The 13226-nt window shown below is 58.0% G+C and carries 13 protein-coding genes; all 13 read right to left on the bottom strand.

Features of this window, described 5'->3' with window-relative positions:
• Positions 1-10 precede the first annotated feature (10 nt).
• The gene (locus HQL65_07805; GenBank protein ID MBF0136129.1) at positions 11-406 is read right to left on the bottom strand and encodes a DUF971 domain-containing protein; all 396 of its coding nucleotides are present in this window, start codon (positions 404-406) and stop codon (positions 11-13) included.
• Between the two features lie 31 nt (positions 407-437).
• Positions 438-1535 carry a beta-N-acetylhexosaminidase gene (gene nagZ, locus HQL65_07800; protein MBF0136128.1) on the bottom strand — a complete coding sequence of 366 codons (1098 nt, stop codon included), beginning with the start codon at positions 1533-1535 and terminating at the stop codon, positions 438-440.
• A 355-nt stretch (positions 1536-1890) separates the two neighbouring features.
• Positions 1891-3111: a sodium ion-translocating decarboxylase subunit beta gene (locus HQL65_07795; GenBank protein ID MBF0136127.1), complete on the bottom strand. Its 1221-nt coding sequence runs from the start codon at positions 3109-3111 to the stop codon at positions 1891-1893.
• A 184-nt stretch (positions 3112-3295) separates the two neighbouring features.
• On the bottom strand, positions 3296-3703 hold the full coding sequence (locus HQL65_07790) for a biotin/lipoyl-binding protein (protein MBF0136126.1): 408 nt from the start codon (positions 3701-3703) through the stop codon (positions 3296-3298).
• 45 nt (positions 3704-3748) lie between these two features.
• Positions 3749-4090, bottom strand: a complete 342-nt coding sequence (locus tag HQL65_07785; GenBank protein MBF0136125.1) for a hypothetical protein — start codon at positions 4088-4090, stop codon at positions 3749-3751.
• 41 nt (positions 4091-4131) lie between these two features.
• The gene (locus HQL65_07780) at positions 4132-5685 is read right to left on the bottom strand and encodes an acyl-CoA carboxylase subunit beta (GenBank protein ID MBF0136124.1); all 1554 of its coding nucleotides are present in this window, start codon (positions 5683-5685) and stop codon (positions 4132-4134) included.
• 308 nt (positions 5686-5993) lie between these two features.
• The gene (locus tag HQL65_07775; protein MBF0136123.1) at positions 5994-8198 is read right to left on the bottom strand and encodes a hypothetical protein; all 2205 of its coding nucleotides are present in this window, start codon (positions 8196-8198) and stop codon (positions 5994-5996) included.
• A gap of 103 nt (positions 8199-8301) precedes the next feature.
• Entirely contained in the window at positions 8302-8496 is a 195-nt protein-coding gene (locus HQL65_07770) for a DUF2892 domain-containing protein (protein MBF0136122.1), read from the bottom strand.
• Between the two features lie 3 nt (positions 8497-8499).
• Positions 8500-9276 carry a hypothetical protein gene (locus HQL65_07765; GenBank protein ID MBF0136121.1) on the bottom strand — a complete coding sequence of 259 codons (777 nt, stop codon included), beginning with the start codon at positions 9274-9276 and terminating at the stop codon, positions 8500-8502.
• Between the two features lie 82 nt (positions 9277-9358).
• Positions 9359-10954 carry a bifunctional phosphoribosylaminoimidazolecarboxamide formyltransferase/IMP cyclohydrolase gene (gene purH, locus HQL65_07760; protein ID MBF0136120.1) on the bottom strand — a complete coding sequence of 532 codons (1596 nt, stop codon included), beginning with the start codon at positions 10952-10954 and terminating at the stop codon, positions 9359-9361.
• Between the two features lie 128 nt (positions 10955-11082).
• Positions 11083-11304, bottom strand: a complete 222-nt coding sequence (locus HQL65_07755; protein ID MBF0136119.1) for a hypothetical protein — start codon at positions 11302-11304, stop codon at positions 11083-11085.
• Positions 11297-11548 (bottom strand): UPF0175 family protein, encoded by a 252-nt coding sequence (locus tag HQL65_07750; protein ID MBF0136118.1) that lies wholly within the window; start codon positions 11546-11548, stop codon positions 11297-11299. The genes HQL65_07755 and HQL65_07750 overlap by 8 nt, the downstream gene beginning before the upstream one ends.
• Positions 11549-11656: 108 nt before the next feature.
• Entirely contained in the window at positions 11657-13006 is a 1350-nt protein-coding gene (locus tag HQL65_07745; protein MBF0136117.1) for a hypothetical protein, read from the bottom strand.
• Positions 13007-13226: the final 220 nt, after the last annotated feature.

The raw sequence follows: 13226 nt of genomic DNA, 5'->3' as shown, positions 1-13226 counted from the left end.
TTCATTCATATCATTTGATTGCCTTGATGGGAAATACGTTGGGTTTGCGGCGTTTGCCGGCGCGTTGCAAATCTTCCAGATAGGTTTGCCACAGGGTCTCTTTTTCGGTGCCGACTTCCCAGAGGGTTTCCCAGGAATAGACCCCGGTATCGTGATTGTCACTGAAGGCAATCTTGACCGCATAACGACCGACCGGCGTGATGGCCGTGATGGTGACATCCTGTTTGCCGTCAATGAGCTTGCGTTGCTCCGGGGTGTGACCACGACAATCGGCACAGGGACAGACCACCCGCAAAAATTCCATGCTCAGTTCCATCTGCTCGCCGGTGTTCCAGACGATGCGGACCAGACGTTCCTTGTTGATTTGCCGGAGTTCGGTGGGAACGTGACGACTGCCGTAGGCCATGAGCTGCTCCTGAAACAAAATGTGAAAAAATTCAGTTCGATGGTGCCGTCGGATCGGGCGCGGAATGGGTGTCGGTCAAGGCTTCCAAAGTGTGCCGCCAATGCTGGTATTCCGGATCGGCAAACAAGGTTGACATGTTGCCTGGGGCGATGCGGGCCGGGGCCAGGATGCGTTCTATTCTTTGCAAAAGGGCCGCTGGTTCCGGAATGGCGTTGGAGGCCAGGGTCCGGGCCAGACCATCCAGGACCAGGGCATTATCTGCCAGACGACCCGTGCAACACAACACGAGATCGCAACCAGCTTGCAAACTGCGTTCAGCGCGTGTGTCCAATTGACCGGACAGGGCACCCATTTCCAGGGCATCGGAGACCACCAGACCCTGATATTGCCACTGTTTGCGCAGAAGATCATGCAGAATGGGCGTGGACCAGGTGGCCGGTTGCGTCGGATCGAGTCCGGTGGCCACCAGATGGGCGGTCATGAGCATGGGCAAGTGGGATAAAAGTTCCCGGAAGGGGATCAACTCCCAATTTTCCAGGGCAGGTCGGTCTTTTTCAATGCGGGGGAGGGCCTTGTGTGAGTCGGCCCGGGCGGCACCATGACCGGGAAAATGTTTGCCGACGGCCACCCCTCCGGCTGCCTTGAAACCGTCAAGCCAGGCACTCGCCAGGCGAATTACCTGCTGTGGATTCCACCCAAATGCCCGTTCACCGATCACCGGATCCGCACCTGATTCACGAATATCCAAAACCGGGGCACAATTGACGCCACACCCCAAAGTCGTCAATTCCCGCCCCGCAAGCCAGCCCGCCTGTCGGGAAAGCTGCCTGGCCCGGACAGGGTCTTGTTGTTCCAGTTCGGCAAAACGTCCAGGGCTTGGGTGGGCTGTCAAGGGATGGCGCAGGCGTTGCACCCGCCCCCCTTCCTGATCCAGCCAAAGGGTGGGTGGTGGGGATGCTGTATGGCGTATGGCATGAATGAGTCCCTGGACCTGATCCAGGTCAACCAGATTGCGTGCAAACAAGATCACGCCTGCCGGACGCACCGAGCGCAAAAAATCGGCTTCGTCCGAATTGAGTTCCGGGCCGGAGAGGCTGCTGACGAGGAATGTTCCGGGGTGGATTGTCATCGTGTTTTTGACCTGGTTGGAGGAAATCTTTTTTTCCATTTTTTTTATTCAAGGGTTAATGGGCAGCCTCTGAGGAGGCCGTCTGATAACTTGTTCATTTAAAAAAAACAAATGAAAAACTGGGATGGAGGTCCAGGAGGAAGGGCTGTGCCCTTCCTCCTGGCGGGGTTTGGGGCGGAGCCCCAATAAAATCTTTTTTCCCAACTTTATTGATTCTTATGGATTGCAACCTGGGATGAAAATCATCGCCAGAAAGTGTAAAACAAAAACGGCGGTCGCCTCGAAAAAAAGCGACCGCCGTACTGACTGTTCACCCCAACCCGTTGCCGCAAGGTGCCGGCAAGGAATGGTGTTGTTATTGGATGCCACCCATGAGGGTAATCAACACGCCGGTCAGGATGGCTGTGGTGATGACGCCGCTGATGTTGGCTCCCAGGGCCTGGGGCAGGATCATGGCTTCCGGGTTGACTTCGGAGACCAGTTTTTGGGCCACCTTGGCTGTGGTGGGCACGCAGCTTACGGCGGCGATGCCGATCACCGGATTGAACTTTTTGTCGTTCAGGAAGTAGAGAACATAGCCTCCCAGGATGCCGCCGATGGCCGAGAAGGTCAGGGCCGTGACACCAAGAACGAGCAGGATCAGGACATCCGGATTCAGGAGTGTACCGGCCTCGCACAGGACTCCCAGGGTCATGCCCAGGAAAAAGGTGGCTCCATAGAGGAAGGTACCTTCGAAAAGCTTGATGAAATCCACCAGTCCCGATTCACGAATGACCACGCCCAGAAAGAGCGACAGGAACAAAGGCCCGGCCACCGGGAAGAGCAACGACAAGACCACGCAGGTGATGACGGAAAAGATGATCTTTTGGTCCGGGGTGATGGGCATGCGCTTTTCGATGGGCATGGCGATGCCACGAATATGGCGCGGCACGAGCATTTTGACCAGATAGGGATATCCACCATAGGTCAGGCCCAGGTAGAGATAGGCCACGACGGTGATCGGGACAAAATACTCCTTGGCCAGGAGCAGCGAGCTGAACAACACCATGGGACCGTCGGCACCGCCGATGATGGCCGTGGCCGTGGAAGCCTGGGGAGAGAGACCCATCATGACTCCGATGGGGAGAGTGATGACGGTTCCCAACTCGGCGCAGATGGCCAGGAACATGCTCTGGAACGGTCTGGCCATGACGAAACCGACATCCAGGAGCGAGCCGATCCCCATGAAGACGAGACAGGCGATCAGACCGTTCGAGAAGGTGAAGGTGTAGATGGGTTGCAGCCAGTCGATCTGGACAATGTTCATCAACTGATTCGTTTCGGAAATCAGGGGATTGACGAACAGGGTGCCATGCTTGCCCTGGGCGGGGACATTCATGTAGTCGGGGACGAACATGACCGCCGCATTGATGGTGGACATGGCCAGACCCATGGGGATCATCAGCAGGGGTTCCAGTACCCCTTTTTTGCCCAGGTACATCAGCAGAGCGCCCAGGGCGATGAGGAAAATCCGCATGAAGGCGATTTTCGGATTGTGCTGGAAGGCATCGACCAGAGTGGCAATGCCTTGAAACATATTGAGGAGGTCGAGGTTCACCTTGAAGTCTCCCAAGGGCAGCGATTTCTACACGATGCCGCCGACTGAAACCCCCTCTGAACCACCGCGCAATTCATGCTGTCAAAAGGTTCGGCACGGCTGCCAGGGTGTTGCAGAGGGGTTGCGTCACATCGCCGTTTGTTTTCTTTTCGGCTCTGTTTTGTCAGACGATGGACATCAGGCGGACGCCGATTTCCACGGCATCCCCCTCTTTGCAGGCAATGTCTTTGACCGTTCCGGCGCGATGCGCGAGGATTTCGGTTTTTTGTTTCATGGCTTCCAGGATGACGACCTTGTCGCCTTTGGCCACCTGCTGGCCTTCGGTGACGAGGACCTTGACGACCACGCCACCCAGGGGAGCGAGGCGGTCGGTTTCACCACCGCCACCACCAGCAGCGGGTGCGGCTGCCTTGGCAGGGGCGGGTGCCTTGGCGGGCGTCGATGGCTTGGGTGGGGGAGCATCGGCCCGCATGCCGGGCGCGGGATAGAGGGTGTTTTCGCCCTCCGTGATGTCCTGGACATGGACTTCGTACTGGGTCCCTTCAATGGTGATTCGCAGTTTTCTTTCCATCGCAATTTCCGTCCTGGTGGATTCCTGGATAAGGGGAGTTTCAACTTAACGGCGGACCTGGTGGGAGGCCTGATGCAGAGACCTGCCGACCGAAGTCCAGGGAACGTCAACGCCGCTGTCGGATTTGAGGTGAACGATACGCACCCGACGATTCATGGTATAGACGGCAGCGGCGATGGCCACCAGATGATGCGTGGGTGGACCACTTGTTGCTACAACTGTCGTTGCGGGTAACCGCGTTTCGGGCTTGATCGCGACCGCAGCCTGCTGACCCTGGGCTGACAGGACCTTGACGATGATCTGGATCATATAGGCTGCGAGAAAGCCGATGACGATCAGCAGGGCGTAGGCGGTCAGGGATTTCAGGATGACATCCAACATGCTCATGATTTCAGCACTCCTGGGTTCATTCCGCTTGGGTTCGCACTCTAAAGAGGAATGTTACCGTGCTTTTTGAGGGGCCGCAGTTCGCGCTTGTTCATTGACTTGCGCAGGGCCAGGGCCAGGTAGGCCCGGGTTTGTGCGGGTTCGATGATATCGGTGACATAGCCCCGGGCTGCCGAAAGGTAGGGGGAGGCGAAATTGTCCCGATAATCCTGGACCAGCTCGGCGGTTTTGGCCTTTTTGTCGGCGGCGTCCTTCAATTCCTTGCCGTAGAGCAGATTGACCGCCCCTTCGGCACCCATGACGGCGATTTCGGCGGTGGGCCAGGCGTAGACCACATCGGCACCCATTTCCGGGCTGCACATGGCCAGGTATGAACCGCCATAGGCCTTGCGCAGAATGATGGTCAGTTTGGGCACGGTGGCCGAGGCGTAGGCAAAGAGCATCTTGGCACCGTGGCGAATGATGCCGCCGCGTTCCTGCTCGACACCGGGCAGAAAGCCCGGCACATCGACAAGGTTGACCACGGGAATGTTGAAGACGTTGCAGAAGCGGATGAAGCGGGACCCCTTGTCCGAGGAGTCGATGTCGAGACAGCCGGCCTGTTCCATGGACTGGTTGGCGATGATGCCGACCACGATGCCCTGGATCCGGGCAAAGCAGACCACCAGGTTGCGGGCAAAACCGGCGTGAATTTCAAAATATTCTCCGTTGTCCACCAGCCGGGCGATGATTTTTTTGACATCCATGGGGGCTTTGGGATCATCCGGGACCATGCCGTTCAGTTCCGGGTCATCGGAGAGATCCAGATCGGCCCACGGTTTGTGTGGGGGATCGTGGGTGTTGTTGGAGGGGAGGTAACCAAGGAGCTGCTTGACCAGTTGAATGGCATGCTGGTCATCATCGGCCACGACGTGGACATTGCCGCTGACCGTGGCATGAATTTCGGCGCTGCCGATTTCGTCCATGGTGCAGTCCCGGCCCGTGACGGCCTTGATCACCTGGGGGCCGGTGATGAACATCTGGGCATTCTGCCGGGTCATGATGATGAAGTCCATCAGGGCCGGCGAATAGGAGGCCCCCCCGGCGCAGGGTCCCAGAATCACCGCAATCTGGGGGACAACCCCGGAGAGAATGACGTTCTGGTAAAACACCTGGCCATATCCAGAGAGGGCATCCACCCCTTCCTGGATGCGGGCACCGCCGGAGTCCTTGAAGGCCACGACGGGAATTCCCATGCGTTGGGCATATTGCATGGCCTGGACAATCTTTTGGGCATGCATTTTGCCGAGCGTTCCGGCCACCACATTGAAATCCTGGCTGACCGCAGCCACCTGCCGGTTATCGACAAATCCGGTGCCCACAACCACGCCGTCTGCCGGAATATCTTTGCCGGTCATGCCGAAGTGCGTACAGGTGTGCTGGATGTGGGTGCCGATTTCCTGGAACGTTCCCTCCTGGAACAGGGTATTCAGACGTTCCCGGGCAGTCAGTTGACCTTTGGCATGTCGCTGGGCGACTTTTTCCTTGCCGCCGGCCGTCAACACGGCCTCGCGGCGTTTCTGGAGAGTATCCAGGGCTTTTTGGGATATGCTCATGTCCCTTGGTTCCCGTTTACGAAGCTGGGGGGAAGCCGTCTCGCGTGAGGTCGGCCCATGTGGTTCCAACTGAAGATCCGCCACGCTGTGTCTACAGCGCACCATTCCGACTCTTCAGTTTGTAAAATTTGCGAAACAGTATATACAAACCCGGGTGTGTGCAATCCCCCATGTCGCCAATCTTGATATTTTTATGCTGGCTTGCTTGTTTTTCATATGCTTGCAATTCAAAAAAAACACCATTGCCCTTCTTCTGTGGGCATTAAAGATGTGCAAAAATTCCTTTTTCGGAAGAACGCAACCTGTCTTCAGAAGGGCGGCATGGCCTGAAGGGCCTCGATGGTGCGGATGGCCATGAGTTCCATGAAGGGAATCCTGGCCAGGGGGTACTCCTGGAGAAGAATCTGGCCCAGCAGCGCAAAATGGGCGGCCAGGGGGGGAGGCTGTCTGTTTTTGCCGGGTGGCTGCTCATGGAGCCACAGGGCGGTCCAGGCAAACCGCTCCGCCCACTCCTGCCGGGCCGGCTCGAAAAATTCCTTGATGATCCCGGCCCTGAGCGTGGCTGGACGCTCATGGCGGTGGGCATGCAGATAATCCACCAGGGCCTGACTTTCCATGTACCAGGATTGGACGATATCCACTTCCCGGGACCAGATGTGGCTGGACTGAATGATGGCCTTGTCCGTGGTGTTTTTTTGCATGTGGGCGGCGTCACGGATGGTTTGCAGCCACTCGGCCAGATTGACGGGGTCGGGTTGCCAGTCGGTGGCGGCAACGGTCTCTGCAACCTGCAACAGTCCGGCTGGCGGGGTTTGGCCTTGTTCCAGTCCGACTTGCAGATGGTGTTTGACGACCAGGGTGGGAAAAAGGGCGGATACGGTTTGAAAGCCTTCCGCCGTGATCTGGTCGCGGACTTGCCGCCGCATGGTGGATTGTGACAGGGCTTCACCGCTCCAGGCGTCCAGAATGCCGACCCGGCTCTTGGCCAGGACCGAGGAGAGTCGTTGCTGGCGGGCGGTCCGGGAGAGCAGGAAAAAACCCATGGCCCCTCCGCCATCCATGGTCAGGGCATAGCGGTTGACCACGCTCTCCCCTCCCGGCCATTGGGCGCAAGGGACACCGCGCTGCCGGGCTGTGCGGATCGTCTGGTCGAGGGGGGGTCTTTCCGCCGGGGGAATCCAGTTGCGCAACACGATCAGGCGGCGCAGGGTATCCGGCGTGATTCCGGCAGAAATCCGGAGCAGGGAGTCCCGGGCGATTTGCCGCAGCACCGCCTGCGGATGCACGACGAACAGGGCCAGGGCTTCCGTGATGGTCGGGCGTTGCAACCGCTCCAGCTCCTGGACGAGAACGGTTTGCATCTCCGGAGGGGCCATGCGCAACATGTGATCCATCTGGGCATGGACCTGGAACACATCGTCGTCGGCATCGGCAAAGATGGAGTCAAGGATTCCCTGCATCTCCCTGGCGGTCGGCAACTGGGTCGGGACCGCTTTTTCCATGACACTCTCGTAGACATCCAGAAGTTCCGGTGCTGGTTGCAGGCGGGCTTCATGGAGTGAGGAGATGACGGCATTCAGCAGCATGGGGGATAACGACTCTTCCCGGGCCATGCGGGCCGCTTCCGTCTGAAAGGTGGCAATGAGCTGCATGGCCCAGGTAAAATTTCGTTCCATGCCATACCGGATCTGTTCCAGATGAAAACCCAGAATCATGAACCAGGCTTCCAGGGTCGGATCATCGCCGACTTCCTCTTCGTTTTGCATCCGGGTTGCCAGCATGGACAACATGTCCAGGAGCAGGTTGGGATGTTGCTCAAGAAGGGTGACCAGCTCGTCGGTCAGATCGGGTGACCTGTTTTTGGCCAGATCCTGGGCGATCCGCCCGACCATCGTTTGCAACTGCTCGAACACCTGGGGATTTTTTGCGCTGACCGGGAGTTGTTTGACGATGGCCGGGGGGGACGCACGACGGCCATGACGACCGGGAAAGGGCAGAATTTCGGGAATTTCCCCGGCGTGGATCCGGTCCAGGAACGCTTCCATGTCATGGGGATTTTTTGGATCGTGTCCCTTGTTGACGGCGTGGGTCAACAGGGTTTTGGTCATGTTCCAGTTGTCGGGATCGGAGGCCTGGGCCACGATGCGTGGCCGGGCGCGTTGCAGGGCACGGATCAAAACCGGACCATTGGTCAGGAGTTCCTCGGCAGTCAGATGGAGAATCAATCCGCTCAGGACCGGGGCCACGGCCTGAAAAAAATCCTCCGGTGCCGTAACCCGGGCAGGCAGGGTCCGGGTGCAGCACTCCGTGATGCTTTGCGCGGTCCAGCGGCGCACCGGGCGATTGTGGACGAGATGCATGGCCTGGACAAATTCCAGGATGATCGACGCAGCCCAATGGCGTTCCGTATCGGTCAGTGACGCGAAGTGGTCGCTTTTGGCGAAGGCACTGCTCCATGCCACGGCTTGCTGCTGCAACTGATCGGTCAGCTCGTCGGAACCGGCGTCGGGCACAATTACCTCCCACGACAGGGTTGAGACATCTCCTCCACTCTACACTAGCCCCAATAAAATCTTTCTTCCCAATTTTTTTATCCGAGGGTTAATGGACAGCCTCTCAGGATTTCCCGGTTGGACAGGTATTGATGCCGAACAGCGCGTAGGCGGGGCAAAAGCTGCCCAGACCGGTCAACAGTGGCAGCAGGCCGATCCATCCCCAGTGGGTTTTGGGACCGACAAACACCAAAGCCAACAGAATCACGCCCACCCCAATCCGCAATGCACGGTCCATTCCTCCGACATTTTGCTGCATGGTTTATTTTCCTTTGCCTGGCATGGGATTGTTGGGATCCCAGGCGTCGATGCCGTATTCAGGATTGGCAGGTTGTGTTTGGCCGGGAATGGCAGGCTGTGTCTGGCCGGGATTGGCCGCCTGTATCCGGGCACGATAGACCGCTTCCAAATATTGACGATGGCTGGCGGCAAGATTTTTATAATAGGCGGATTTGATCCTGTCGATGCCGACGCCGTAGTGACCATTATTGTAAATGTCGGCCAGAATATCGGCAGCATCGGGCAAACGGTCCTGGGTGGCGGCCCAATCCAGGAGTGCAAAGCCGTAGGTCGGGTCCTTGCTGATTCCCTCCCTGCCGGCCATGAAACACAACCCCAGATAGGCCTTGCCTTTGCTCTCGATCATCTGCTCCTGAAACCGGTCACGGATCAGGACCGCCACCGAACAGAGAGGTTTCCACATGGGCAGTTGGCCGGGATCCACGCCACGCACGTCGGTGCCTTCGGCAAGGGTCATCACCAACCGGTTGAAAAGCCAATACTCACCCTTGGCGGCGGCCTTGGACCAGAGATTCGTTCCGGAGAGAATGTCCTGCTTGCACCCGGGTTCGGAGTAGACATGGCAGTTTCCCATGCCGATCAGGGCGTAGGTATCTTCCTTGAGATAGGCCTGGAACAGGGAGTCCCAATCCTGTTGCTGCCGCCAGGCCAGATATTGAGCTTCATCGGCGTGGAGACTTACCGCGCCAAGGAGGACCAGGACGGTCATGAAAGAGGCTACCCAGTTGCGCATATGCATGATCGAAACTCCAGACAGCGGGATGGAAACTCCAGACAGCAGATCACAAAAATGTGCCGCGACGCCAGGCAGGCCGGGACGGTCAATGCCGGAAGTGGCGGATACCGGTAAAGAGCATGGCCATGTCGTGTTCATTGGCAGCGGCGATGACCTCTTCATCCCGGACGGACCCTCCCGGCTGGATCACGGCCCGGGCACCTGCGGCGGCGGCGGCCTCGACGCCATCGCGGAAGGGGAAGAAGGCATCCGAGGCCAGCACGGTACCGGCCACCGGATTGTCGGTACGTCCGGCGTTGGTGGCGGCCTCATTGGCTTTCCAGACGGCGATGCGGGAGGCATCCACCCGGCTCATCTGTCCGGCCCCCACCCCGACGGTGCAAAGTGCCTTGGCATAGACGATGGCGTTGGATTTGACATGCTTGGCAATTTTCCAGGCAAACAAGAGATCGGCCATTTCCGCCTCGGTCGGTGCCCGTCGGGTCACAACCTTCAAGGTGTGACGATCCACCGGGGCCAGGTCACGCTGCTGAACGAGCATGCCGCCCACCACCCGTTTCAGGTCCATGGCCGCCGCATCCACGTTGCCGGAAGCGAGGTCCGGGACCTGCAACAGGCGGAGATTTTTTTTCTCGGCAAAAACGGCCCTCGCACCCGGATCGTACCCCGGGGCAATGACCGCTTCCACAAAGGTGGTGGCAATTTCCCGGGCCAGACTTTCCGTGACCAGGCGATTGAAGGCAAGAATGCCGCCAAAGGCAGAGATCGGATCCGTATCGCGTGCCTTGCGATAGGCTGCCAGCAGATCGGGATCGGTGGCCACACCGCAGGGATTGGTGTGCTTGACCACCACAGCCGTGGGTTCGGAAAATTCCTTGACCAGTTCAAAGGCCCCGTTGGCATCGTTGATGTTGTTGAACGACAGGGGCTTGCCCTGGAGAGACTGGGCGTTGGCAACCGAAGGTTCCCGGACGCCTGTTTCCACATAGAAGGCTGCTCTCTGGTGGGGATTTTCCCCGTAGCGCATCTCCTGGGTGCGATGATATTGCAGGGTCAGGGTGGCTGGAAACAGTTGCGGGACACCCTGGTCATCCAGGGATGAGAGCCAATTGGAAATGGCGGCATCATAGGCGGCGGTGCGGGCAAACACCTTTTGGGCCAGTCTGGCGTTGGTGCTTTCCGACACGGCTCCCCCCTGGGCACGCATTTCGGCGAGGAGGGGGGCATAGTCGGCGGGATCGGTGACCACGGTGACAAAGCGATGATTCTTGGCCGCCGAGCGCAACATGGAAGGACCACCGATATCAATATTTTCAATCGCTTCAGCCAGCGAACAACCCGGACGGGCCACCGTCTGTTCAAAGGGATAGAGATTGACGACGACCAGATCGATGGGATCGATGGCCTGTTCCGCCATTTGCCGTTGATGTTCCGGATTGTCGCGCACGCCCAGCAGACCGCCGTGAATTTTGGGATGCAACGTCTTGACCCGGCCATCGAGCATTTCGGGAAAGCCGGTATGCCGGGCCACATCGGTGACGGGAATTCCCTGGGATTGCAACAGGCGGGCCGTGCCGCCAGTCGAGAGAATGGCGACAGAGAGCGACACAAGTTCCCGGCAAAATTCCGTCAAACCGGTCTTGTCGGAAACGCTGATCAGGGCACGGCGAATGGTGGGCATGGGAAGGATTCTCCAAAAAAAACAAATTATAAGAGAGAGGATGGGGATCCGGGGCAAAATCCCGGATCAGACCTCCAGCTCCTGAACAAATCCCAACCCGCGAATTATGATGTACTTTGCACAGGGAGTCAATTTGGCAATCTGGCCAACGCAGCACGCGACAGATGCCGGGTTAATGTCGTTTCATTCAACACCCGTACCGTTGGGTCATGTGGTCCCCTGGCGCGGATTTCCTGCACCACGGGGTGAGGAACCAGAATTGGACGATGCAAATGCTGCAACAGGTGGATATGCCGGGAACGTGCCAAAAAGATCAATGGTGAAGCATTGATGATGACTGGTTCAGGCAATGTTCAACTCCTGGCGCAAGGATTTCATGTCCACAGCAAAGACATCCACCTTTTCCGACGCCAGGAGGAGCAGAAAATCAGTCCGATCCACTCCTGCAACCTCGGCAGCTCTTTCCTGGGAAAGCTGACCCTTTTGGTACCAGTGAATCGCGGCGGCTTTGCGCATTTCCGTGACAAACTCTCCAGGAGAACGCCTCATGGAAGAGAAGAGAGTGTTGGGCAATTCCATGGTGATGGTGGCCATGTTACGTGACTTCCCCACTGCGTGCTTGTTGAGTTTTCTGTTTCGGGAACCCTTGAGAACAGGTGTGGAACACTACCCGGAATCCGGGATTTTTTCATTCAGTTTTTTTTATTTTTTTGCACATGGAACCCCCCGGTTGCGGGCGTGTTTCAGCTCAAAGGCCGGGGCATGCAAGGTGTTGTGACAACCCCGACAGAGAGATTCGATCTGATCCGGTGCGGGACGCACGATGGCGGCTTTTCCATTCCGGGCATGTTCCTCTCCGGGACCATGGCAGGATTCACACTGCACGTTCGCCAGATGCGGGGTCACCCCCTGGTCCACGAATCCACCTGTCTGACCGAATCCAACCGTATGGCAGATCAGACAATCCGGATCGAAATCCTTGTGGACACGCTCCAGGGTCGGCAGGGCGCGGGCATGGGGCGTCTCACGCCAGGCCTGGAACTGGCGCTCATGACAACCCTGGCACTTTTCGGCCCCGACAAATGGCCCGATATGTCCCTGTCGCATGGCGCGCAGTCGGGCAATACGTTCCTGGTTGGCTACCCGGACCTGTTCCGTGTATGCCGCATACCAGGGAGCCATGCGGGGTGCCTGCCCCAGGTCGGCCCCCAGATCAGCCACCTGATGTTGCCAATCGACCACGTTGCCCTCGGCATTCAGATGCAGGTTCAGGATGCCCAGCCGCATGCCCCATTTTCCCGGACGCACGGCCAGTGTTTGGCCAATTCGAACCGGTTCGGCAACGGATTCATCGGCACCGGCTCCCAAAAGCAGCAGATCCACGCCGGCCAGAGGCAAACGTGTGGCCTGGGTGATGTCCAGGTTTGTCGCCAGAATCACCAGGGCAGGGCGTTTTTTGGCCAGGGCAATCCGTTGCGCCAAGGCTTCCAGCGCCGGATCGACCGGATAGATGGCCCGTCCATCCCCGGCTTTGGGACCTTGTTCCGGATCCAGCCAGGAGAGAAACACAATCTCACGGGCATGGCGTCGGATCACCCGTTCCCCGGAAAAGCCGGCTCCGCGCCAGTTGCTCGCCACCCACGGCAACGGATTCCGGGCCAAAAACTCCTGCCCATAAGCCAGATCGGACCAATGCAAACCCACAGCGTCATAATGCAATAAATCAAAACCACGCAAAATGAATTCAGCCTTGACGCGCTCCGTGGCACCCCCTCCGGACAAAAGCCCGCCATTGGCAACCAAGACCGCCTCCGGACGCTCGACCCGCAGCCGGTCCAGCCGGACGGCATGTCGATCCAGACCGCCAAAATCGCTTTCCGGCGAACAGCCGCAAGGTTCCAGATGACCTTCCAGATTGCCGGAGTAGACAACGGTCAGGGTGTTGTTCTCTGCCTTCACGGTGTTGACCATCAAAAACAAGAAAGTCATGACGATCCATGCCCCGTATCGCCCCATGTTCTCCACCCCTGGCCACCCATGTCTCTCGACCATGCGTTCACCTTCCTGAATTTCAAAATTCGCGATCCCGTGCGCATCGACCCTTCAAACAGATCCAATAGCCATTCTTCAGAGGCTGTCCATTAAGCCCTTGGATAAAAAAAATTGGAAAGAAAGATTTTATTGAGGCTCCGCCCCAAACCCCGCCAGGAGGAAGGGCACAGCCCTTCCTCCTGGACCTCCATCCCAGTTTTTCATTCTTTTTTTTGAAATC

This window comes from Magnetococcales bacterium (assembly GCA_015228935.1).
In the GTDB taxonomy this organism is placed as follows: Bacteria; Pseudomonadota; Magnetococcia; order Magnetococcales; family DC0425bin3; genus HA3dbin3.
This window is presented reverse-complemented; position numbering and strand designations above follow the sequence as displayed.

What these genes read in the sequence shown, in the direction of transcription:
- HQL65_07805 (MBF0136129.1), bottom strand. Translation starts at nt 406, where the DNA reads ATGGCCTACGGCAGTCGTCACGTTCCCACCGAACTCCGGCAAATCAAC.
- nagZ (MBF0136128.1), bottom strand. Translation starts at nt 1,535, where the DNA reads ATGACAATCCACCCCGGAACATTCCTCGTCAGCAGCCTCTCCGGCCCG.
- HQL65_07795 (MBF0136127.1), bottom strand. Translation starts at nt 3,111, where the DNA reads ATGTTTCAAGGCATTGCCACTCTGGTCGATGCCTTCCAGCACAATCCG.
- HQL65_07790 (MBF0136126.1), bottom strand. Translation starts at nt 3,703, where the DNA reads ATGGAAAGAAAACTGCGAATCACCATTGAAGGGACCCAGTACGAAGTC.
- HQL65_07785 (MBF0136125.1), bottom strand. Translation starts at nt 4,090, where the DNA reads ATGAGCATGTTGGATGTCATCCTGAAATCCCTGACCGCCTACGCCCTG.
- HQL65_07780 (MBF0136124.1), bottom strand. Translation starts at nt 5,685, where the DNA reads ATGAGCATATCCCAAAAAGCCCTGGATACTCTCCAGAAACGCCGCGAG.
- HQL65_07770 (MBF0136122.1), bottom strand. Translation starts at nt 8,496, where the DNA reads ATGCAGCAAAATGTCGGAGGAATGGACCGTGCATTGCGGATTGGGGTG.
- HQL65_07765 (MBF0136121.1), bottom strand. Translation starts at nt 9,276, where the DNA reads ATGCATATGCGCAACTGGGTAGCCTCTTTCATGACCGTCCTGGTCCTC.
- purH (MBF0136120.1), bottom strand. Translation starts at nt 10,954, where the DNA reads ATGCCCACCATTCGCCGTGCCCTGATCAGCGTTTCCGACAAGACCGGT.
- HQL65_07750 (MBF0136118.1), bottom strand. Translation starts at nt 11,548, where the DNA reads ATGGCCACCATCACCATGGAATTGCCCAACACTCTCTTCTCTTCCATG.
- HQL65_07745 (MBF0136117.1), bottom strand. Translation starts at nt 13,006, where the DNA reads ATGGTCGAGAGACATGGGTGGCCAGGGGTGGAGAACATGGGGCGATAC.